Consider the following 22,796-nt stretch of genomic DNA (forward strand, 5'->3'; position numbering starts at 1 on the left):
CAAATTTTTTTGATGCACGATGACATTTGTTGCAGAATCAAATACATCCCTTCCTTGTTATACAAGCTTATTTCCATTAGAAATATCTACTTCAATATTTCTAGTTGACCAAGTCCTTCTATAAGTTGTTAAGATGCAAATTTCACTTTACTACCTCAAATTTATTGTACTCGTAAAAAGATAATTGAAAACGATATTCCGGATGTTCTCTCACCCAATCGTAGGCTTCTTCTAAAATTTCCATTTTGTTTTGCAAGTCATTAAGTTCACTACATTCGTCCCTTTTCTGTTTGCACAGAGGGCAGAATCCATTCACTATTTCCGCACTCGTCGCCCTAATAGTTTTACTTTCTAAATCAACTACTAGACGAAGAATAACAGAATGCTCTTCTTTTGTAGTCACCTTCATTTCAGCAATCCGATCCTCATTCCAAAAGACACCGTTTAATTCCATCTTTACTGTGACATCTTTAATATCCAAGTCTACCACTATCACACCTCCCTTGTACAAAACTCAATCTTACTCTTCTATTTTAAACTTTAATACACCACAACTTAAAGAGATATTAAGTTTTTTCCAATTCTTCTTTACTATGAAAGAAAGTGTAGTTAATGCTAATTGTGTGGTAAATATTATCCCAAAAACTAAAACAGTTAAAATGTTAAAGATTGTTTCCATTAAACTACACTCTTTTCTTTATATATATTTTTATTTTATTAATACGGTTTAAAACGCTTATTACGTCTTAACAATCCCAAAACAATTATAATGCACAATCACAACAACAAATTGATGCCTATTTAATATCAATACGCTGTTATTACATGTATGTAGTTAGAGGTGGAGGAGAAATTCATTTAACCTCTGTATTCTCCTCCATCTCAGCCAAATACCTAATCTGCCGTTCCGCTTTTCTCACTGCTGTACGAAAATGTTTTTTCAGGAGTTCTACTGTATTTTCACTTATATAATATCTTTCCGTTATACTTTCCCACGTGTCACCACTTTCAAATGTACTCCATTCAAAAGGGCGTTCTGTATTTTTCTTTAGTTCTTTAAACACCCATTTTCGCATCTTTTTTTTCGCTTTTTCTGTTAGTTTTCCGTTTTTTACAAGTTCAAGTTCACCATGTCTTTTGTATCGCTTATTAATATCTCTCTCGCTATATACTTTAAGAAGTATATTTGCTGTATTTTCAGCATCTGCTAAAGCACGGTGCTGTTTTCCTTCCCACGTTAAAGCGAGCTGTTCTACCGCAAATTGTAAACTTGGCGTATGTTCAAACAATTCCTCATATGCTTGGAAAACAAATTTTTGCAAATCAATTCTATTTTCTTTTTCTATACTTGGGCATTCAACACCATATAATGTACAATCATGAGATAGAAAGCGATAATCTTCTTTTCCCCATGAAACAAATATAGAACCTTCGCCGATGAACTGAATAAATTTCTCTATAATTTGAGGGAATTTTTCTACACCCATTAAATCTTTTTTCGTAATACCGGTTAATTTTGTTGTATGACGAGTTAATCGTGCACTTGGTTTTACTAACTCCGAAAATTCTTCAATTATCTTCATTGTACCTATTTCTATTTTTACAGCTCCGATATCAACTATTTCTGATGGATCTTCTGATTTATACGGTCTGAAATTCCTTTCAATATCAAACACAATGAAATGTGTAGCGTTTTTCAATTTATTTACCTCTTTCTAAATTCCTTTTCACACAAACACTTTATTTTCAGTATTTATTTATTCATGTACTTTATACAAAAATACTCCGAATAAATGAATGAAAATTCAGTCTTGTTATGATATGTAAGTAGGAGGACATCTATAAAAATGCAAAAAAAAAGAAGGGCGAGCCCTTCTTTTTTCAAAAATTACTTCTTGTTTACGTTAGTAGCTTGAGGTCCACGGTTACCTTGTTCTACTTCGAAAGTAACTTCTTGACCTTCTTCTAAAGTTTTGAAGCCTTCGCCTTGGATAGCTGAGAAATGAACGAATACGTCTTCTCCGCCTTCAACTTCGATGAAACCGAAACCTTTTTCTGAGTTAAACCATTTTACTTTACCGTTTTGCATGAAAAAAATCCTCCTACAATGTACCTATATGTACATATTCATTTTCAACCACCTTACAATAATAAGCCAGATATTAAAAAACTGCAACCCCTGAGGAGATTTAACATTGCTATCCTCCTCGGAAGTTACAGCTCATTTAAATCTCTATATTATTAAAAGTAAAATGGTTTAAATATACTATATCATATCAATATAATAAAAGTAAAGTTTTTTTCTTAAATTATTTTTTGTTCCCACTGCATTGCTTTTAATTCACCTGATCCGGCTACTACATAACCATCTTTTTGATTAACAATGCGCCATCCGTGCCCTTTAACTGAATCACATACTGTAACAATACCTTCTTCAAGAAGCACACGGCACACACTACTAATCCCCGCCTTATTTTGCGTTGAAGTTGTATATAAAACATGTTGATCTACACTTAAGTCTAAATAACTACTTGCTTTCTGCTCACTTTGACATGTATGCCAATATATTTTTTCACTTGCAATACTTTCATCTATTTTACAATAAGAAATATTCCCGCTAACTCCCTTGCACGATCCACTTGCCGCTACTAAATAAGAATTGTGTAAAGTCAACGCGGAGATCATTTGATTCATCGCAATTTTAATCCTCTTTAATTTACGTGTCTTCAAATCAAAGAGCCAAACACCACCATATTTAGCATGTATTTTCGTACCAATAAATAAGTAATGTTTATATAAAAATAATGATCGAATAGACGGTGCCGCACTGCCATACTCAAGAAACGGATGAATAGTTTCCCATGTCAAACCGAAATTATGAGAAAGATACAGCGTTTTTTCTCCATGAGCAACAACAGTTCCTTGTACAGTGCTACATACATTCCAACTCGTTGCTTTTGTTGGAAAACGCTGAATTGTCCAGTTCTCTCCACCATTCATACTGCGAATAAAAATCCCTTCGTCACCTACACCATAAACTACATTATCTTCGCTATGTAAATCCCTAATTCGTTTTTGAAAACCATTTAAAATTCGTTTCCATTCTCCGTCTTGTTCAACAAATAAGCCATTATATGTAGTAGCTAACAACAGTTTTCCATCTCTTAACTTTGTAATAGCAGTTGCACTTAACATTGTCTCCACGTTGACACTCCCATTCTTAGAACTTCTCAGCAAATGCAATTGCAAAATTACTGCATTTTTCAACATCCTCTTCATCTTCTGGAGCTAATTCAATTTTCAGCCCTTCTTGTACAAGCTCTGCACCGCGTTCCACAAGACGTTCTTCAAATATCGTTACCGCTTCACAAAACAGTTCATACGCCGTATCACCCGATCCGAATACCGCTACCTTTTTCCCAGCTAAATCTATATTTTCTAAGTCATCATGAAAATCTTCCGCTTCAAATGGTAATTCACCATCGCCCCACGTATAAGATCCTAAAATGATTCCATCATAAGCTAATAATTCTTCAGCATCCATGCCTTCCATTTCTTGCAATACTACTTCATGATCAAAAGCATCTAAACTAACTTTAATTAAATCAGCAATACTCTCTGTATTTCCTGACATACTTGCATAAGCTATTAAAATTTTTGCCACTTTGGCATCCCCCTCTAACGATAAATGATTCTCATTCTCATTATATTAATAATGAGAATCAATTTCAATTGATTTTTTCTACTTTTATTTACATTTCACATTACTTATTTCAAATAAAGTGAGGGTATTCATCTCCCACCTAACTTCTTTGTTTCCGCTGAATTTTGAGGCGGGGGGGCTTACTGCCCAGCAAATAGCAGGATAAAGTGAAAGTTTAATGAGTCCTCACCAATCAGGCTTTTTCAGACAGCCCACAAAGAGCGGAATAAATAAAAAAGCACAGATGACTATACAATCATCTGTGCTTTTTTATTATTTTTTAAAAATACCAAAAGGCTTTCCTACTGGTAAAACAACTTTTCCGAAGTGTGTATTTAACACTGCTGCTGCTGAACCGTAGAAAGATAATAACGAAATAAGAAGTTCAGAATATGCTGCTAAATTATGCATTGCATGCGGCATAACACCTAAAGTACTTAATGAAAGACCGATAAATAAGAAATCAATAAGGACGAAAATCATAAATAATACTTTATGTGTTTCCATTGCACCAATTGTCATAAAGATTGTGAAAATCAAATATCCGATAAAGGCTACACCAAGCTGTTTTGAATCTGCAGCTTGTGCTAATTTTTCGCCAAATACTCCAAGTTGAATTAACCAAGTCATTCCAACACCTAGCCAAAATAGACCGTACGCACCGAATGCTGTTGTACCGAATGTATTGTTATGCTTTGCATCATGAATGCAAGCAAAGATTTGTGCAAATCCTCCTAAAAAGATTGCCCACGGTAATACAAGTGAAACGCCATCTGTTAAGCCTAACTTTTGAGATGATGCTACAAGTGTTACCATCGCTAATCCAAATAGACCAATTCCAGATGGATCCGCTGTTGTCATTTTCACATGATGTGTAGTAGTTTGATTGCTCATATAAACCTCCTGATTATAAACATACTCGAATACAATACTTAAATCAGAAGACTATGTCAATGGTTTTTTTTGTATGTTGTCAGACGTTATATTTTATAATGATTAAATATATTTCTGACCACTTCATAAGGTTTTATATTCACTTTTTCCAACTCGTTTATCGGTAGCCATAACGGAATATAATTTCCCCTACCTTCCAGCTGAAATTCCTCAGCTGTTCCGCTTCCGAACACTCCGCCTGTAATATAGGCAGCATAATAATATTCATTTCCTTTATATTTTACCTTTGCAATAAGGTGCTCCACTTGTATATGTACCCCTAATTCTTCGTATACCTCTCTTTTCGTTGCCTCTTCAGGCGTTTCACCTTCCTCAATCCCTCCGCCAGGAAAAACATAATATGTTTCCTCTTCTCGAATACGTTTTATAAGAGCGATTTTTCCTTCCTGTACAATGATAGCGGCTCCGCGATTTCTTATCATTTTATTACCTCAATACGAATCGCAACTGTTCCCCACTCTTTTTCTTGTTCTTTCGTATATATTTTGTATGTACTTTCTAACATTTCCTCTAAACTATCATTTTCACAATCCAATAATTTTTTATCAATTTGTTCATACATAGATTTAAAGCTCTCGTATCGCTTTATTTCCGTTACTTTTACCGTCATCATTTCTGTTGTCGTAAGATTCGTAAATACGATTTCATCGTCTTTGTTTATTAGTTGACGTTTTTTATCGTATAGGCGTACTTCATATACTTTTTTCCCTGATTGAATTGACTGAAACGGTTTATTATATAAACCCATTTCGTATCGCATACATCCCACTCCCTTTTGTTCATTTCACCTATTAATACAGTTCACATTACTACATCCTGCATATAATATTCCATACGTATCGCTTAATTGAGAAAGGAGGCTGAAGAAGCATGTTATATTTAAATCAAAAACCTGAATATAATAAATATGATATTGGTGATTATACTTATAGTAAAGTAGGGCCAACCATTTTTTCTTGGAACGATGAAACAAAATTAAAAATAGGTAAGTTTTGTTCATTAGCAGAAGAAGTCGTTTTCATACTTGGCGGTGAACATCGCGCAGACTGGATAACAACTTATCCATTTAATGCACTTTTTGATGAAGGAGCACATATTACTGGTCACCCTTCTTCAAAAGGTGATATCGTAGTTGGCAATGATGTATGGATTGGTTATCAATCCTGCATTTTATCTGGTGTTACAATTAGTAACGGTGCCATTATTGGTGCAAAAAGTGTTGTTACAAAAGACGTCCCTCCATATGCAATTGTGGCTGGTAATCCAGCAAAATTTATTCGATATCGTTTCCCGCAAGAAACAATTGACAAACTAGAGAATCTTGCATGGTGGGACTGGGACATTTCTGTTATAAAAGGAGCTATTCCATTACTACTTTCCGACAAAATCGACGAATTTTTCACCTCGCCCGAAAAAGAATCTACATGATTAATGAAGAAAGAGCATCCTTCTCTTACAGGATGCTCTTTCTTCATTTATTTTTTCTTTATTTACAAATGATCACACGGAGAACATTGAAAAGGAATTTTCCCTAAGCAATTAAGATTCGTTTCGCAAATTTGTTCAATTGTTGGAACAAATGGAATGACAACTATGTTACTTTCTACTATTTGTGTAACAGGTGGCAACACTGTGCCTACTTGATGTTCAAAACGAATACTCGCTTGATTTATATAATTTCCTGAACCATTTGGCGCGCTCTGTACTGCTACTTGGAACGAAACTGTCCTTGCTTCACCAGGATTTAAACTTCCTATAATAAATCCTGATACTGGGTTTACATTTGGCACTGGCGTATTATCAACCGTTACAGTTCCAAGAACAAATTGAACACTACTATCTAACATATCTTGAAAACGAATATTTTGTATTGCTGTATCCCCCGTATTTGTAATAACTGTCGTAAACGTAATAACATCTCCAATTGTTGCTGCCTGTAAATTTGCCGTTTTTACGACTGTCGTTGAGACATTTTGAGGAATAAACGGGATAACAACTGTATTACTATCACCTTCAACTACTAATGGCGGCTCATTCGGATTTACAGTTGCAAGCCCATTCGCTGTAGCAGTATTTGTAACTAAATTATTTATTTGCCCTCCTATTATTACAACTTGGAAATTAATAATTGCTGCATCATTTGGCTGAAAATCACCTAACGGAATACCAGTATTCGGGTTAGCGAATGGAAAAGATACATCATTTACCGTTACCGTGCCATTTATAAATAGCGTATTCGGATCAATGATATCTGTTAACACAATGTTGGTCACAGGAACTGTACTATCATTTATAACAGCGATTCCGTAAGTGACAACATCCCCTATCATTGCTACTTCAAAGTTTGCTCCTTTTGCAACAAATAAGATTGCAGTATTTACCGTCACTATAACGGTATTGCTCGTATCCATCACTGTAACTGGCGGCTCCCCTGGTACTAAAATATATTCTGCTAACGCCCCAGCAACGTTCACTACTGTACCACCATCTGGAAAACTTGTAATCGTAGCTTCATATGTTACAATCGCCGTCTCACCGACTGGAATGTCTACAATCGTAAATCCAACCTGCGGATTTACTCCCGGACGAGCTACTCCATTTACAGTTACACTATTTGGTACAAAAACAGCTTCCTGAGATAGGACATCGATAAATTGAATATTCATCGCATCAGCAGTACCAGTATTTAATATTCGAACCGTATACTTTACTGTTTCTCCTACTCCAACAATTGAATGATCTACTTCTTTTTGCATATCTAAACTGCCTCTATTTACTGGTGTGACTGTCGTATTACTTGAATTCGTAATTGTAAACGGAGGTTCTCCTGGAATTAATTCAAAATCACCCGTTACTCTTGCTGTATTCATAATGCTACTAGAAGGCGGAACTGCGATTACATTTACTTCAAATGTAATTAATACGCTATCCCCTACTGCAAGATTAGGCAATACAAAGCCTACAAATGGATCTAAACCTACTTGCGGAATCCCATTTATTTGTACACTTCCAGGAACGAATTCTAAACTAGGTGATGGAACATCGCTAAACTGAACGTTCGTCGCTGTTACCGTTCCCGTATTTGTAACTTGCACACTATACGTTAACGTATCTCCTAATCGTGTCGCTTCTTTATTTACAGATTTTATAACGCTGAATCGTCCTCTATTCACTCTAGTTATCGTCGTATTACTCGGCTCTGTTATTACAACCGGTGGCTCTCCTGGCACTAAAGTAAAGCTTCCTGTTATATTTGCAACGTTCGTAATTGTTCCTGATGACGGGATGTTTGTAACTGTCGCTTGAAACGTCACTATAACTGTTTCACCAACTGGGATATCTCCAACTCCAAATCCAGTAATCGGATTTAAGTTTGGTTGCGGAGCTCCATTTATCGTTACACTATTTGGTACAAATGACGCACCTGTTGAAATCGTATCAATAAACTGAACATTGTTAGCTGTTACTGTTCCTGTATTCGTTATTTGCACTGTATACGTCAATACATCTCCAACTAGAGTAGCGGCTCTATTTACTTGTTTAATAACATTAAAGCGTCCTCTATTTACAGTTGTGAGTGTTGTATTACTTGGCTGATTTACTATAACTGGTGGTTCTCCTGGTACTAAAATAAAGCTTCCGGTAACATTTGCCGTATTGGCAATTGTTCCGTTTGACGGAACGCTAACAACTGTTACTTGGAATGTGACTTCTACACTTTCACCTGGAATTATATCCGGAAGTGAGAAGTCAGTGTTAGGGTCTAATCCAGGCTGTAACGCACCGTTTATCGTTACACTATTCGGTACGAATGTTATAGAGGATGGTAATACATCACTATATTGAACATTCGTCGCTATCACTGTTCCCGTATTTTGAACTACTGTTGTATATGTGATTGTATCGCCTACTGCAACAACCGGCTGACTTACTGATTTTAAAACATTCAAACCAGATTCATTTATTTCTGTTAATGTCGTGTTACTTGTCGTCGTTTCCGTAATAGGCGGCTCTGTTTCACTTACAGCAAACGTAGCTGTAACATCTACAAAGTTAACAATCGTTCCACCTTCTGGTATGCTCGTAACCACTTCCTGATATGTGACGAGTACAAAATCATCTACAGGTATATCTGGAACTGTAAAACCAATGAAAGGATCTAATCCTGGTGCTGGTACCCCGTTTATACTCACGCTTCCTGGTACGAATGCTACACCGGCGGAAGTAGTATCGATAAATTGAACATTCGTCGCTGGCACTGTTCCGAAATTAAAAATCAATACATCATACGTTAATATTTCTCCTACAGTCGCTACTTCCTTATCTACTATTTTCACTGGAAAAATAAACGCTATATTAATTGTCGTAACGACTAAATTCGTTAATATCGTTTCCGTAATCGGTGGTTCCTGCGGATTTGGTTGTGAAGTAAATGTAACGTCTGCATCATTTAATATGACTTCATTATCTGGAATTTCTGTAATCGTCACTTGGAATGTGACCTCAATACTTCCACCAGCGATTAATAATGGCGTAACTGTAAATCCTATTTCTGGATTTAAACCAAGTTGCTGCACTCCACCTATCGTTACACTATTGTCAACAAACGTCGTTCCTTCTGGTATGACATCTTGGAAGAACACATCTGTAACAGGGATAATTCCTACGTTTGAAATGAGCACGGTATACGTTAATACATCCCCAACAGCCCCAGTTGCAACATCAACTGTTTTTGTTGCTGTTACTTCACCAGGAGGAGGTAACGGTATTGTAACTACCGTTGTATTACTTGAATTCGTTGTTGTTACAGGTGGTTGTAAAGGATTTAATAAGAAAGTGGCTGTAGCAGATGCTGTATTTAATACTGCTCCACGTGTAGACGGTGCAACTACCGTAACTTGGAACGTTACTGTCAATGCTGTTCCAGCTGCAATATTAGGAAGCGGGAAACCAACATTTGGGTCAAATCCAGGTTGTGGCGTTCCATTTATCGTTACACTATTTGCTACAAATGTTGTTTCTGGAGAAACTGGATCAAGGAAAGAGACATTCGTTGCTGTTACTGTACCGTTATTTCGAATGACAACAGAATACGTGTAAGTTTCTCCAAGTGCTGCTTGTTGTACAGATGAAGATTTTTGTATATTTAACTGTGCTGTGTTTACTTGCGTCACTACAAAATTACTATTTGTAACAGTCGTTATTGGAGGGTTTGCTGGATTTATAAGAAAACTTGCAGTAACGTTCGATTGGTTTCTTATATTTCCACCGCTCGGAACACCCGTCACTGTAACTTGAAACGTAATGGTAGCCGTTTGCCCGACCGGAATATTTGGTACCGGGAATCCTGCCATAGGATCCGCGCCTTGCTGTACGACTCCATTTATCGTCACACTATTTGCTACAAAGGCAGTACCAGACGGAATTGGATCTTGAAAAACAATATTCGTTGCAGGAACAGTTCCTGTATTTTGAATAAGAATCGTATACGTTAACGTATCTCCTACACCGGCTTGTGGTGTATTTACACTCTTCATTACATTAAGTGATCCTACATTCACTCGCGTCACAACAATATTACTAATCGTTACAATTGTAATTGGTGGCTGGAGAGGACTTACTTGGAAATCAGCAGTGACATTCGCATTATTCGGAAGAACTCTATTTGGTGGTACACTCGTGATTGTCACTTGAAAAGTGACCGTCACCATACCTCCTACTGGAATATTAGCAAGTGGAAATCCAGTTGTCGGGTTTAAACCTGGTTGAGGTGTCCCGTTTATCGTTACACTATTCGCTACAAAAGTGGTTCCAGCTGGAATCGGATCAAGGAATGATACATTTGTCGCTACTACCGTTCCACTATTTTGTATAGCAACTGTATATGTTAGTGTATCTCCTACACCTGCTTCAGTAGCGCTTACACTCTTCATTACATTTAACCCTGAGGAATTCACAACTGTCATAACAGTATTACTTGGAACCGTCACAGTAATTGGTGGCTCTGTTGGATTTACAAGAAAATCTCCAGTTACATTCGCGTTATTTACAACATTATTCCCTGGTGGAATTTCATCAATTAATACCTCAAATGAAATAATTACACTCGCGCCAGTAGGTAAATCATTTAATGGGAATCCTAGTCCTGGATCTGCCCCCTCTTGTAAAACACCATCAACCAATACACTATTTTCAATAAATAATGTCCCTTGTGGAATTGAATCTTGGAAAAATACATTTGCAGCTGGTACACTACCTGCATTTATAACTTCGATTGTATATACTAAAACATCTCCTACCGTTGCAACATCCGTATTGACTGCTTTCACAACTTCAAAGTTTCCTGATTGTACTGTCGTATTCACAACATTACTCGGTACATTGATTGTTACTGGTGGTTCATTCGGATTCACTTGAAAGCTTGCTGTTACATTTGCTTGATTTAAAATATCTTCATTTTCTGGATTCTGTACAATTACTACGTCAAATGTGACTACAACCGTTTGAGCCGCAGGAATATTCGGAAGAGAGAATCCTGTATTCGGATTTAGTCCACTTTGCTGTACTCCATTAATTGTTACAGAATTTGCAACAAATGAAACAGCAGAAGAAATAGGGTCTTGGAAAAATACATTTGTTAACGGAACGTTCCCTGTATTTTGGACGGCAATTGTGTACGTTAAAGTATCCCCTACCGCCGCTTGCGTTGTATTTACTTCTTTTATTACATTTAAACCGCCTGTATTAACTTGTGTCACAACTGTATTCGTTTGTCTATTAATTGTTATCGGTGGCTGATTCGGAATAACGACGAAATTAGCAGATACATTTCCGCGATTCGCAATCGTACCTCCCGATGGTGTAGATGTTACTCGTACTTGAAATGTAACAGTCCTACTTCCGCCAGGAGATATATTAGCTACTGTAAACCCAGTCGCTGGATTTACCCCAGGTTGTGAAACCCCATCCACAGTCACACTATTTACGATAAATGTCGTTCCAATTGGGATCGGATCTTGAAAAATAACGTTCGTTGCAAGTACATTTCCTGTATTTTGAATTGTTACCGTGTACGTAAGAACGTCGTTAACCGTTGCAAAAGCTTTATCCACTGTTTTTCTCGTTGCTATATCAGCTATATTAATTGTCGTAACTGCAGTATTACTTGTCGCTTGCCCTGAAACTGGTTGTTGACCAGGCACTGGAGTAAAGGTAAATGTTACACTCGCACGGTTTGGAATTGGATTGACAAGAGGGTTCGATGTTACTCGAACTTGAAAGCGCACTACAGTCGTTTGCGATGCATTAATACTTCCAAGATTAATACTACTTGCTGGATTCGCTCCTGGACGCGCTACTCCATTTACCGTAACGCTATTTGCGACAAATGTTGTTCCAGCAGGGATACTATCAACAAAAATAACATTGTTCGCAGTGACGTTTCCATTATTTGTGACATTAACTGTGTACGTTAATACATCATTAAGCGTTGCCGTCTGTAAATCTACAGATTTCTGCATACTTATAGTTGCTTGATTCACTGTCGTTTGTACTGTGTTTGAAGAAGACGTACTTGTAATAGGAGGACTACCAACGAAGGGACGGAATTGATATGACACCATTGCACGATTTAAAATAGGATTGGGATTCGGGAATGATGTTATTCGAACTTGAAATGTAACAATTCTTTGCGTGTTATTTGGGATTGTGCCTAAATTAATTCCATTAGCAGGGTTTGCATTCGGCTGTGTTACTCCCCCTACCGTAACACTACCTGCAACAAACGTCGTTCCGCTCGGAATACTATCACGTAATACAACGTTTTCTGCACTTCCTGTTCCTGTATTTGGGACCGTAATTGTATAAGTGAGAGTATCCCCTACCCCCGCGACTGTTCTATTAACTGATTTAACAGGATTAATAATTGGACCTGTTGCATCAATTTGAACACCAAAACCAGCTGCAGCGTATCCATCTCCATTTGTAACAAATCGAACCGTTGCTGATGTTTGACTGTTTACTAAAGATGAGGAGGCATCTACATTCGTAATATCCCACCCCTGTCTTCGGACGGCCAAAGCTACCCCTAACGGCTGATTCAAATCTCCAAACGTGCCGCTCGTATCTAAATTTCCACTGTCATTACAAATTTGTGACTGAAAGAAATTATTCGCAGGATTTCTCGGTCCGAATAATGCAACTGTAGCATTTGCATTCGGCCCAAAGCGAAGTTGATCTCCAACAATGTTAGAATCACCTTCTTGAGCAGTTACGAGCACTCTTCCTGTAACAGCTCCTGTTGCCGGCGTAGCAAAACCTGAAATTGTAGCATCAACTGGCGGGGATGAAGCATCGATAATTTCTTGACCTGCATATACTGACAAATTTCGAAGTGGTAAACTTGCATTTTGATACACAACCTCAAGCGTCCATCCAGCTGAACGACTGATTGTTGGGTCGGCTGAAGTTCTTGCAGCTGGCACAGCACCCGTTGTATATGTGCCTGCCCCACCTGCACTAACAAGATTCGTTACATTGGCAGAGCGAGCATAATAAAACTGATTTCCTACTGAACCTTGCTGCGCGGTAGCAGGATCTGGCGTAACAGAAAACGTCCCTGCTGGCGTTGTAAATGTAATGTTATCATTTAAAAATGGTAACACATCTTCCGTATCAGTCCGGAAAGTACCAGCCCAAACTAATTCTGCATATAATACACTGCTTCCCGCTGGAAGATTTAAAATTGCACTTGAAGAATTCAATTGCCATTCATCTGTTGTCCCTGCTGGGAACCCTGGTACTTGCAATGCTGTATTTACTGTCGTAAACACAGCAAGTGTACCAAAAATATTACCTGGTGCAGGTGATGTAGGGCTAAGTCCCAGCGTATTCCCAGTAAACGTGACGGCACCAGGTACTGTTGTCGTAAACCTATTTATAAAAGGCACACAATCATCTCATTTCAATTATAGTAAAAAGTGCTCTATACTATAAAATGTAGACAAACTATACAATGTACGTTGTCCAACAAAATTCCGCACATATGAGAGGGGTTTATAAAACTATGCGCTACGTTATCATAACAGGAACTTCACAAGGTTTAGGTGAGGCAATCGCTACGCAATTATTAGAAAAAAATACAACTGTCATCTCTATTTCTAGAAGAGAAAATAAAGAGCTTACGAAACTTGCAGAGCAATATAACAGCAATTGCATTTTTCATTCCCTAGATCTTCAAGATGTACATAACTTAGAAACTAACTTTAAAGAGATCATTTCATCTATTAAAAAAGACAATGTATCCTCTATTCATTTAATTAATAATGCGGGTACAGTTGCACCTATGAAGCCAATCGAAAAAGCTGAAAGCGAACAATTCATTACGAACGTTCACATTAATTTACTTGCACCTATGATTCTTACATCTACATTTATGAAACATACGAAAGACTGGAAAGTAGATAAACGCGTTATTAACATTTCATCTGGTGCAGGAAAAAATCCTTACTTTGGCTGGGGCGCTTATTGTACAACGAAAGCTGGTGTAAATATGTTTACACAGTGCGTAGCAACTGAAGAAGCAGAAAAAGAATATCCAGTAAAAATCGTCGCTTTTGCACCTGGCGTTGTTGATACTAATATGCAATCACAAATTCGTGAAACAAATAAAGAAGATTTCATAAACTTGGACCGCTTCATTGCATTAAAAGAAGAAGGAAAACTATTATCACCTGAATATGTTGCGAAAGCTATTCGTAACTTACTAGAAACTGAGGACTTCCCTCAAGGCGAGATTATTAGAATTGATGAATAACAAAAAGGTGTGCTAAAATAGCACACCTTTTTGTTTTACTTCTCTAAAAATATAAGCACAGACTCCGCAATTTTCTCATAACCAATTTCTTGATAAATTTTATTCGATATCGGATTCGCTAAATCAGTATATAACGTAGTCGTCTTATACCCTTCATCTAACATACGTTGACTAAGTGCTGCTACACACTTAGATGCGTATCCCTTTTTCCTTGCTTCTTTCGGCGTATATACAAAATTAACTGTTATATTATTTTTAGTTGGTCTCGTTTTTGCAGCTACAGAAACGAGTTTCCCATCCACTTCCAAACCAAACAGTCGATTTGTAGTTATTAATGTATACGCAGTTTGTTTTGCTTCTTCTTTCGTAGTAGGAAGCTTTACGTCTTCACAAAATTGATATATCCACTGTTCTATTAATGGTAATTCATCATTATTTACCGCTCGAAAAAGTCCATTCGCATTACACTTCTTCTTTACTCTGTTCAACTCATACACACCTTGCTCCATTGCAACATGCGTTTTTTTATTTTCTAATACTGCAATCTCTTCCGCTAATTTCTGTACAATTTTCTTATTACCGATCAATCCAGGAATATCCGGATATACTTTCGTTAATTCTTTTGCAAGTTCCTCAATAGTTACTCCCGCAATTTCAGAAGTTGCAACAATGATTTGTTTCTTCTCTTCTGTTTGCAGAAATACAACCGCAATTTCTTCTCCTTGTTTCGCTATCCCCATAAATGTTGGTTGTTGGACCATTTGTAATACACCTAATATGAGATTGTTTTCCTGCTCATTCTTTTCTAGAAATGGTGTAACATCTTCTTTAAAATGAAAAATCTCTTCATATACATGTAATTGAATCATCGACAATCTCTTCTCTCTATTTATATTTTAATTAAGTATTGGCGATTAATTCATTAAATCCCTCTTTTACGATTCAATAATATTCAAAGCTAATGTATTCAAAGCATTTTCAGCTTGTAAAATTCTCTGTTTTTCCTTTTCAAATACATCTTCTTCTTTTCGAAATGACTCTTGTCGATTTTTAATCATACGATTCATTTCTTTTTTACTCGGTCCACCGTATACATTTCTTTTTTGAATAAAAGCTTCTGGCGATATAATTTCTTTCCACTCTTTTTCTAATAAATTTATTTTAAAATGTTCTTGCAAGTACATATTTACCTCTTTGAAGTGTAATTCATGTAGTTCTTTTTTCTGCTCCAATAACATATTTGCAATAGCACTTGCTGCATGATGAGCATGCCGAAATGGAATTTCATAGTTTTTTGTTAAAACATCGGCGAAATCCGTTATCGTTATTGCATGTTTATAGGAACGACTTTTTAACGTTTCTTCTTCTACTTTCATCGTTCGGATCACTGCATTCATCATACAAAAAACACGAATTGCCTTTTCAATCCCTTTATATAAATATGGCTGCAAGTCATCTTCCGTATCGACAATATCACCAAATGGTGTATTATGAATCATTTGAAATACTGTAAATGCTTCTCCTAAAGCACTACTCGTAATTGCACGAGCGTGTTCAATTGAAACCGGATTTCGTTTTTGCGGCATAATACTACTGATTTGTACATAAGGCTTTGCAACAGTAATACCTTCATATTCTTTCGTTGCTAACAACAAAAAGTCATGAATCCATCTACTCGTATTCGTCATCATTACCATAAGTAGCGAGCTAACTTCTAATAAATAATCCGCTCCAGCAACAGCATCATATGAGTTCTCAATTACATTTGTAAATCCAAGTAGATGAGCAACTCGTTCTCGTTTAATCGGGAAACTTGTTGTAGAGAGTGCAGCTGCCCCCATTGGAGACTGATTTAAAAGCTGGTACGTTTTTTTCATTCGTTCTAAATCTCTTTGCATCGTATCATAAATTGCTAACGTATAATGACCAAATGTTGTTGGCTGTGCTGGTTGTGTATGTGTATAAGCTGGCATGATCGTTTCCTTATGATCAACGGCAAGTTGCAGTACACTTTCTTGCAATAACAAATGATGTTCTATTAATCGTAATACATATCGCCTTAAACTCATGCGATACATCGTTACGCCCATATCATTTCTACTTCTACCAATATGCATATTACTTACAAAATCGCATTTCGCTTCTTGAGAAATTAAATGTTCGACTAAAAAAAAGAGATCTTCATGCTGCTCTGTATAGAGCAATTGCTCTTCTGGAATTCCCTCTACCTTTTTTAATGCGTGTAATATAACTTTAGCTTCTTCCTTTTTCATTAAATTTTCTTCCGTCAGCATCGTAATATGTGCTTTATGCACTTGAAACATATCTTTCAATAAGTAATTTCTTTGAAAATGAAATACATGTTGTAATACACAATCCACATATGTTTTCCCAGGGAAATCAGCGCCTTCACTCTTTATAAACTCTTCTTTACTTTGTTTCATCACCTTTTCCCCTCTCACCTAAGTATTACTACCCATCATACCCAGAGATAGAAAAAAAGTGCTTGTACATAAAAATAAACTCGGTGCTCTCTGCACCGAGTTTATTTAATAAAAGTCGCATCATACTTATCACTTTGCAACACTTGGAAATGTAAGTTTGCTAAATGTTTCCGTATTTCTGCACTATCGTCTTCATTTAAATTATTCGCCAAAAACACAATCTCCGTACAGTTTCCACGTTTATCCATAGCGTAAACTGCTTTTGTAACCGTCCATGGTGTGTAACCATTCTTTTGCCCCGCATGTCTGAATGTTTTACGGTATTTCTTGGCACTCATGTCTGTTTCAACGATATTTGCCCACACTTTTTCTTCAGCCTCTGTCAAGCCACCTTTATGGTTTGCCTTTTGAAGTAATACCATATAATCATTTGCAGAAGCTGCTGGTAATCTATCTGACCAAATTTTGTCGTAACGTTCCTCTAAATAAAGCGGAATTTCCTTCTGTAGTAATGGTCCCTTCTTCTTTAAGCGTTCATGAATAATCATCGCATATTCACGATATTGCTCTTGAGACATTTCTTTTAACTTTTTCTCTATTTTATATTTTGGAACATGTAATTCTTTATGCAAATATCCCGGGATATACAAAGATGAAACGATTGGAAATAGTGGTTGATGTGCAGGAAGTGATAAACTTTGTAAATTTCGATTGATGTTATCTAATCCTAACAATTCCATTAAGTATTCAGCATTTGCATTCGAACTAAACTTAACCATTCCTTTTGCCACTTCTTCTAAAGAAACCGCTCCTTCAGTTATCTTGCCCGTCTTCTCCAAATACTTTTGCCATCTATCTTGTGCACCACCATCTGTATTCGGCACATAATAACGATTCACATCATTAATCGACACGAAACTAGAAGAATCAATTTTCCCTTCAGTAACTTGTTTCGTATATTCAAGCGCCACAATTAATTTCATCGTACTAGCAACTGGCAATACAACATTTGGGTTTACAGAATAAACAACTTTATCATTTCTCTTTACTAGAAGCGCACTATTTTTTTCATCTTTATGTTCTTCAATAAAAGATGCAATATACTGTGCATCATCATTATTTGAACTCCACACTTTTTTCACTAAAAAGTTACCCGATATTAGCAAAACAAAAATACCCACAATTACTGCGCATACTATAGTTTTTTTCAAGTAAAATTCCTCTCCTATTGTGTAACTCTTCTCTATTTATCATTTAAAAACAAAATAATGGAGATGGTCATTTAAATAACCATCTCCATTATTTTAACTTGTATGCTCCTATTATGTCTACGTCATAAATTTCACAAAATCCTCAAGAAACTTTTTATAATGTAACGACCAACCAATTCGCACCCAATTTTTTAATGCTTTTGCATCAGGTTGAGGCCGAAAATCAGCAATACTCTCTCCTTTTGCAATTCCAACTGTATCTACATCGACACGACGATATACATAATCTAAAATGGATGGATTTGCCGCAACCATCATTGTAACGACGTCATGTACTGGACTACCTGTTATTTTCGGGTTTAACTTTTTATATGCTTTATAATAATACGTAAATATCGGCTCGATTAACTTATTAAAACTCGTTTTAGAGTGTTTCGTAATATATTTTACCATTTCCGGTGTAATAATTGCTTCAGATGTAACGTTAAGTGGCACTAATGTCACATTTTTGGCATTTTGCATAACTAATTGTGACGCAATGGGATCACCATGAAAATTCGCCTCTGCGACTGGTGTTACATTGCCAGGCATTAAGAAAGCACCGCCCATTATATAATATTCTTTCACATACTTCATCATCGGCTTTTCTAAAATAAATGCTGTCGCTAATGTTGTTGATCTACCAGCATCGACTATTATTAATTCTCCTTTATATTTTTCAAGAAGATCAAAAAATGTACAAAAAGGCTTTATATTTGGTGAAAAAGTTTTTGGAGGTTTAATTGGCCCTAAACCGTCTGTCCCATGAATTTCTGGATAATACGTCGTAATATCTCCGGATAAAGGAATTTTCGCACCATTAATAACAGGTATATCTTCCCGTCCTGCCATTTGCAATAAATATGCGGCATTACTTGTCGCCTTTTCTTGTGTTACATTTCCATATCCCGTTACTACACCAACAATATCAATATCAGGATGCAACAATCCATACATAATTGCTAAAGAGTCATCAATTCCTGGGTCTCCTAAAAATAACACTTTTTTCATCGACCTCAACTCCATCCCCTCAGTTGTTATTAATTTATGAATAACCGTGGATATACAGAATAAAAAAAGAACAAATTCATAAGAAAAAACGCAGTCTTATAAGGACTACGTTCTTCAGCTAACCTATACTGTTTTTTTTACAGCACTCATACTTCCAATAACATAAGCGATAAACGCAAAACAAATCGGGAAGACAACTGTATGTATACCGAATGGATTTGGATAGAAAAGATGAATACACATATATGAGCCTACCCCAACTAAAATAGACGCAAGCGCTCCTGTAGCATTTCCTTTCCTCCAATATAACCCTAATACGATTGGCCAAATGAATGCTGCTTCTAATCCACCGAAAGAAAATAAATTTAGCCATATTAAAAAATCTGGTGGTTTAATCGCCGCTGCATAAACGAGTAGTCCTACAATACCAGTAATCCATAAACTTCCTTTTTTTATCGTACTGTCTGCTGCATCTTTATTTATGTAATTTACGTATATATCTTTAATAATTGACGAGCTTACAAGTAATAATAAAGAGTTTACTGTAGACATAATCGCTGCCATCGGTGCAGCTAAGAAAACTCCAGCTAACCAAGGAGGTAACACTTCCATCGCAAGTAGCGGCATTACTTTATCTGGTACCGTTATACCTGGAAGTACTACTCTTGCAAATACACCAGTTAAATGCATACCGATCATAATTGTGCCAACGACAACGGTTCCAATTATTAAAGCTTGATGCATCGCTTTTGAATTTTTATAAGACATGGCACGCACGCTAATTTGCGGTAAGCCGACAACGCCAATTCCAATTAAAATCCAAAATGATGTAACATATGATTTCGTTAAACTGCCATCTGCTCCGAATGGTGTAATTAACTTTGGATTAATTTGAACAAGTTCCTGCATAATCTTTTCAATTCCACCACCAGCAATGACAGTAGCAATTAAAATGATTGTCGTTCCAACTAACATAATGATTCCTAATAATGTATCTGATAGAGCAACTGCACGAAATCCACCAATTAATACGTACACAAGTACAGAAAAAGTAAATAAAAATAGTGCTGTTGTATACGATAGACCCGTTAGTGACTCGATTAATCGTCCCCCGCCGACCCACTGGGCTACTGTCGCTGAAAATAAAAAGATAATAATACATAACGCAGAAAGTATAACAACTGCTTTATTATTGTATCTCCCTTTTAAATAATCGATAAGAGTAATTGCTTCCATCTTCCTAGCGATAATTGCAAACTTTTTACCGATAACCGTTAAAACGATATAGCCTGTTACAACTTGAATCGCAGATAACAGTACCCATCCAAGCCCCATATTGTAAGCAATACCAGGGCCACCAATAAAGCTACTTGCACTACCGTACGTAGCAATCATTGTCATCGCTAATAATAAACCGCCTAGCTCACGCCCACCAAGAAAATATTCTTGTAAAAATTTATTATGAGCAGTTGCTTGCACACGTTTTGAAGCATATACACCAATTAAAAATACAACGATAAACGAAATTATCATTGGAATGATTACATACCAATTCATCTATTATTCCTCACTTTTTTCTTCCTCATCGAGTGAAATATCTTGAAATACAAAACGAACAACTAAACTAAGTAAAATAACCATAACGATAAATCCAACGATACAGCTATAAAAAAACCATGCGGGAAAACCTAATACATATGTATATTCATTCGGATTTTTACTACCAAGCCCATAAGCAAATCCGTACCATATTATAAAATTAATAATAGCAAGTCCAAGACCAATTAACGCTTCTCTATGGGCTATTCGAAAGCGTGGATCATCATGATAATCTTTCATTTTTCCCCCTCCTCTCACGATGTATTATTGTACCATTGTTCTTCTAGTTTTTCCTACTAGAAAGCAAAAACAAGCAGGATTTTTTATAATCATATAGAAGCTTCTCTTACATTACATATTTTTTACAATTGTAACACAAATGAAATTTGAATTTTCAGTATTTATTAATTATGATTTTAATTAGAGGCTTTCCATCTAGTTTCCACATCCTTGATTTCGGAATAAACGCCGTCTCGTACTGCGTTTACATTATATTTTCAAGGGGGTTATACAATGAGTCAACTAGCTGTAAATCTTCATGAAAAGGTAGAAAAGTTTCTTCAAGGTACAAAAAAGTTATATGTGAATGGATCTTTCATTGAAAGCGCTTCCGGAAAAACATTTAAAACACCTAACCCAGCAACTGGTGAAACACTTGCCGTCGTTTCTGAAGCTGGTCGCGAAGATATTCATAAAGCTGTAGTCGCAGCTCGTATGGCTTTTGACGAAGGTCCTTGGTCTCGTATGAGCACTGCTGAGCGAAGCCGTCTCATGTACAAGTTAGCTGATTTAATGGATGAACATAAAGAAGAGCTTGCACAGCTCGAAACATTAGATAACGGAAAGCCAATCCGTGAAACAATGGCAGCAGACATACCACTTGCAATTGAGCATATGCGCTATTACGCTGGTTGGGCTACGAAAATCGTTGGTCAAACAATTCCTGTTTCTGGTGATTACTTTAACTATACACGCCATGAAGCTGTTGGTGTCGTTGGTCAAATTATCCCTTGGAACTTCCCGCTTCTTATGGCAATGTGGAAAATGGGAGCAGCGCTTGCTACAGGATGTACAATCGTTTTAAAACCTGCAGAACAAACTCCACTATCTGCTCTATACTTAGCTGAATTAATTGAAGAAGCTGGATTCCCGAAAGGTGTTATTAATATCGTACCTGGATTCGGTGAATCGGCTGGACAAGCTCTCGTTAATCATCCACTCGTTGACAAAATTGCATTTACCGGTTCTACTCCTGTCGGTAAACAAATTATGCGACAAGCATCCGAAACATTAAAACGCGTTACACTTGAATTAGGCGGTAAATCACCAAATATCATATTGCCAGATGCTGATTTATCTCGCGCGATTCCTGGTGCACTTTCTGGTGTTATGTTTAACCAAGGACAAGTATGCTCTGCTGGATCACGCTTATTTGTTCCGAAGAAAATGTATGATAATGTCATGGCTGATCTCGTCCTCTATTCTAAAAAACTAAATCAAGGTGTCGGTCTTAACCCTGAAACAACAATTGGCCCTCTCGTTTCCGAAGAACAACAAAAACGTGTAATGGGCTACATTGAAAAAGGGATTGAAGAAGGCGCTGAAGTACTTTGCGGAGGAAGTAATCCATTCGATCAAGGCTACTTCGTTTCTCCTACAGTATTCGCTGACGTAAATGATGAAATGACGATCGCAAAAGAAGAAATTTTCGGTCCAGTTATTTCTGCAATACCGTTTAACGATATTGACGAAGTAATTGAACGTGCAAATAAATCACAATTCGGCTTAGCGGCTGGTGTGTGGACAGAAAATGTTAAAACAGCACACTATGTTGCAAGTAAAGTACGTGCAGGTACAGTATGGGTAAACTGTTATAACGTCTTTGATGCAGCATCTCCATTTGGAGGATTTAAACAATCTGGTCTTGGTCGTGAAATGGGATCTTACGCATTAAATAACTATACAGAAGTAAAGAGCGTTTGGCTTAACTTAAATTAATGAGAAAGAACCTGACCTACCTG

General features: G+C 36.7%; 18 protein-coding genes. 3 read left to right on the forward strand and 15 right to left on the reverse strand.

All coding sequences use genetic code 11. The features are described from left to right. Window positions 1-142 precede the first annotated feature (142 nt). From DN399_RS17245 to DN399_RS17280, 8 genes are all read right to left on the reverse strand, one after another. Window positions 143-490 (reverse strand): hypothetical protein, encoded by a 348-nt coding sequence (locus DN399_RS17245; RefSeq protein ID WP_000227983.1) that lies wholly within the window; start codon window positions 488-490, stop codon window positions 143-145. Between the two features lie 364 nt (window positions 491-854). Beyond that, a complete protein-coding gene (locus tag DN399_RS17250) occupies window positions 855-1,700 on the reverse strand; it encodes an exonuclease (protein WP_000786417.1) in 846 nt (281 codons plus the stop codon). A gap of 188 nt (window positions 1,701-1,888) precedes the next feature. After that, entirely contained in the window at window positions 1,889-2,089 is a 201-nt protein-coding gene (cspB, locus tag DN399_RS17255; protein ID WP_001179150.1) for a cold shock-like protein CspB, read from the reverse strand. 215 nt (window positions 2,090-2,304) lie between these two features. Beyond that, a complete protein-coding gene (locus DN399_RS17260) occupies window positions 2,305-3,204 on the reverse strand; it encodes a WD40/YVTN/BNR-like repeat-containing protein (protein ID WP_006922620.1) in 900 nt (299 codons plus the stop codon). A gap of 16 nt (window positions 3,205-3,220) precedes the next feature. Further along, window positions 3,221-3,664, reverse strand: coding sequence for a flavodoxin (locus DN399_RS17265; protein WP_001062752.1), 444 nt, complete (start codon window positions 3,662-3,664; stop codon window positions 3,221-3,223). A 312-nt stretch (window positions 3,665-3,976) separates the two neighbouring features. Continuing rightward, complete coding sequence (locus DN399_RS17270) at window positions 3,977-4,597, reverse strand: acetate uptake transporter (RefSeq protein WP_000070938.1); 621 nt, start codon at window positions 4,595-4,597, stop codon at window positions 3,977-3,979. Between the two features lie 86 nt (window positions 4,598-4,683). Continuing rightward, a complete protein-coding gene (locus tag DN399_RS17275) occupies window positions 4,684-5,079 on the reverse strand; it encodes an NUDIX hydrolase (RefSeq protein ID WP_000620831.1) in 396 nt (131 codons plus the stop codon). Then, complete coding sequence (locus DN399_RS17280; RefSeq protein WP_001268359.1) at window positions 5,076-5,417, reverse strand: ASCH domain-containing protein; 342 nt, start codon at window positions 5,415-5,417, stop codon at window positions 5,076-5,078. Before DN399_RS17280 ends, DN399_RS17275 begins: the two co-directional genes overlap by 4 nt. A 110-nt stretch (window positions 5,418-5,527) precedes the next feature. Here DN399_RS17280 and DN399_RS17285 point away from each other — a divergent pair, with 110 nt between their 5' ends. Next, on the forward strand, window positions 5,528-6,085 hold the full coding sequence (locus DN399_RS17285) for a CatB-related O-acetyltransferase (RefSeq protein WP_016123208.1): 558 nt from the start codon (window positions 5,528-5,530) through the stop codon (window positions 6,083-6,085). Window positions 6,086-6,147: 62 nt separating this feature from the next. Here the strand turns inward: DN399_RS17285 and DN399_RS17290 are convergent, their stop codons facing one another. After that, entirely contained in the window at window positions 6,148-13,605 is a 7,458-nt protein-coding gene (locus DN399_RS17290) for a DUF11 domain-containing protein (RefSeq protein ID WP_149149858.1), read from the reverse strand. Between the two features lie 116 nt (window positions 13,606-13,721). On the opposite strand from DN399_RS17290, the gene DN399_RS17295 reads away from it, so the two are divergent. Continuing rightward, entirely contained in the window at window positions 13,722-14,471 is a 750-nt protein-coding gene (locus tag DN399_RS17295) for a (S)-benzoin forming benzil reductase (protein WP_001271056.1), read from the forward strand. Between the two features lie 35 nt (window positions 14,472-14,506). Here the strand turns inward: DN399_RS17295 and DN399_RS17300 are convergent, their stop codons facing one another. From DN399_RS17300 to DN399_RS17325, 6 genes are all read right to left on the reverse strand, one after another. Then, the gene (locus DN399_RS17300) at window positions 14,507-15,340 is read right to left on the reverse strand and encodes a GNAT family N-acetyltransferase (RefSeq protein ID WP_000615382.1); all 834 of its coding nucleotides are present in this window, start codon (window positions 15,338-15,340) and stop codon (window positions 14,507-14,509) included. A gap of 66 nt (window positions 15,341-15,406) precedes the next feature. After that, window positions 15,407-16,915, reverse strand: a complete 1,509-nt coding sequence (argH, locus tag DN399_RS17305) for an argininosuccinate lyase (RefSeq protein WP_016123210.1) — start codon at window positions 16,913-16,915, stop codon at window positions 15,407-15,409. A 101-nt stretch (window positions 16,916-17,016) separates the two neighbouring features. Then, window positions 17,017-18,126 carry a serine hydrolase gene (locus DN399_RS17310; RefSeq protein WP_000751366.1) on the reverse strand — a complete coding sequence of 370 codons (1,110 nt, stop codon included), beginning with the start codon at window positions 18,124-18,126 and terminating at the stop codon, window positions 17,017-17,019. A gap of 117 nt (window positions 18,127-18,243) precedes the next feature. After that, on the reverse strand, window positions 18,244-19,176 hold the full coding sequence (locus DN399_RS17315; protein ID WP_000756457.1) for a nucleoside hydrolase: 933 nt from the start codon (window positions 19,174-19,176) through the stop codon (window positions 18,244-18,246). A 123-nt stretch (window positions 19,177-19,299) separates the two neighbouring features. Further along, window positions 19,300-20,733, reverse strand: a complete 1,434-nt coding sequence (gene panF, locus DN399_RS17320; protein ID WP_001104812.1) for a sodium/pantothenate symporter — start codon at window positions 20,731-20,733, stop codon at window positions 19,300-19,302. Between the two features lie 3 nt (window positions 20,734-20,736). Continuing rightward, entirely contained in the window at window positions 20,737-21,015 is a 279-nt protein-coding gene (locus tag DN399_RS17325) for a YhdT family protein (RefSeq protein ID WP_000656239.1), read from the reverse strand. Window positions 21,016-21,288: 273 nt separating this feature from the next. Here DN399_RS17325 and dhaS point away from each other — a divergent pair, with 273 nt between their 5' ends. Further along, window positions 21,289-22,773 carry an aldehyde dehydrogenase DhaS gene (gene dhaS / locus DN399_RS17330; protein WP_000080274.1) on the forward strand — a complete coding sequence of 495 codons (1,485 nt, stop codon included), beginning with the start codon at window positions 21,289-21,291 and terminating at the stop codon, window positions 22,771-22,773. The last annotated feature ends 23 nt before the right edge of the window (window positions 22,774-22,796 follow it).

The organism is Bacillus sp. AR4-2 (assembly GCF_008274865.1).
GTDB lineage: Bacteria > Bacillota > Bacilli > Bacillales > Bacillaceae_G > Bacillus_A > Bacillus_A cereus.

Bases quoted from the DNA above. Each gene is read 5' to 3' on its own strand.
- DN399_RS17325 (WP_000656239.1), bottom strand. From the start codon at position 21,015: ATGAAAGATTATCATGATGATCCACGCTTTCGAATAGCCCATAGAGAA.
- DN399_RS17270 (WP_000070938.1), bottom strand. From the start codon at position 4,597: ATGAGCAATCAAACTACTACACATCATGTGAAAATGACAACAGCGGAT.
- cspB (WP_001179150.1), bottom strand. From the start codon at position 2,089: ATGCAAAACGGTAAAGTAAAATGGTTTAACTCAGAAAAAGGTTTCGGT.
- DN399_RS17300 (WP_000615382.1), bottom strand. From the start codon at position 15,340: ATGATTCAATTACATGTATATGAAGAGATTTTTCATTTTAAAGAAGAT.
- dhaS (WP_000080274.1), top strand. From the start codon at position 21,289: ATGAGTCAACTAGCTGTAAATCTTCATGAAAAGGTAGAAAAGTTTCTT.
- DN399_RS17315 (WP_000756457.1), bottom strand. From the start codon at position 19,176: ATGAAAAAAGTGTTATTTTTAGGAGACCCAGGAATTGATGACTCTTTA.
- argH (WP_016123210.1), bottom strand. From the start codon at position 16,915: ATGAAACAAAGTAAAGAAGAGTTTATAAAGAGTGAAGGCGCTGATTTC.
- DN399_RS17295 (WP_001271056.1), top strand. From the start codon at position 13,722: ATGCGCTACGTTATCATAACAGGAACTTCACAAGGTTTAGGTGAGGCA.
- panF (WP_001104812.1), bottom strand. From the start codon at position 20,733: ATGAATTGGTATGTAATCATTCCAATGATAATTTCGTTTATCGTTGTA.
- DN399_RS17280 (WP_001268359.1), bottom strand. From the start codon at position 5,417: ATGCGATACGAAATGGGTTTATATAATAAACCGTTTCAGTCAATTCAA.
- DN399_RS17285 (WP_016123208.1), top strand. From the start codon at position 5,528: ATGTTATATTTAAATCAAAAACCTGAATATAATAAATATGATATTGGT.
- DN399_RS17275 (WP_000620831.1), bottom strand. From the start codon at position 5,079: ATGATAAGAAATCGCGGAGCCGCTATCATTGTACAGGAAGGAAAAATC.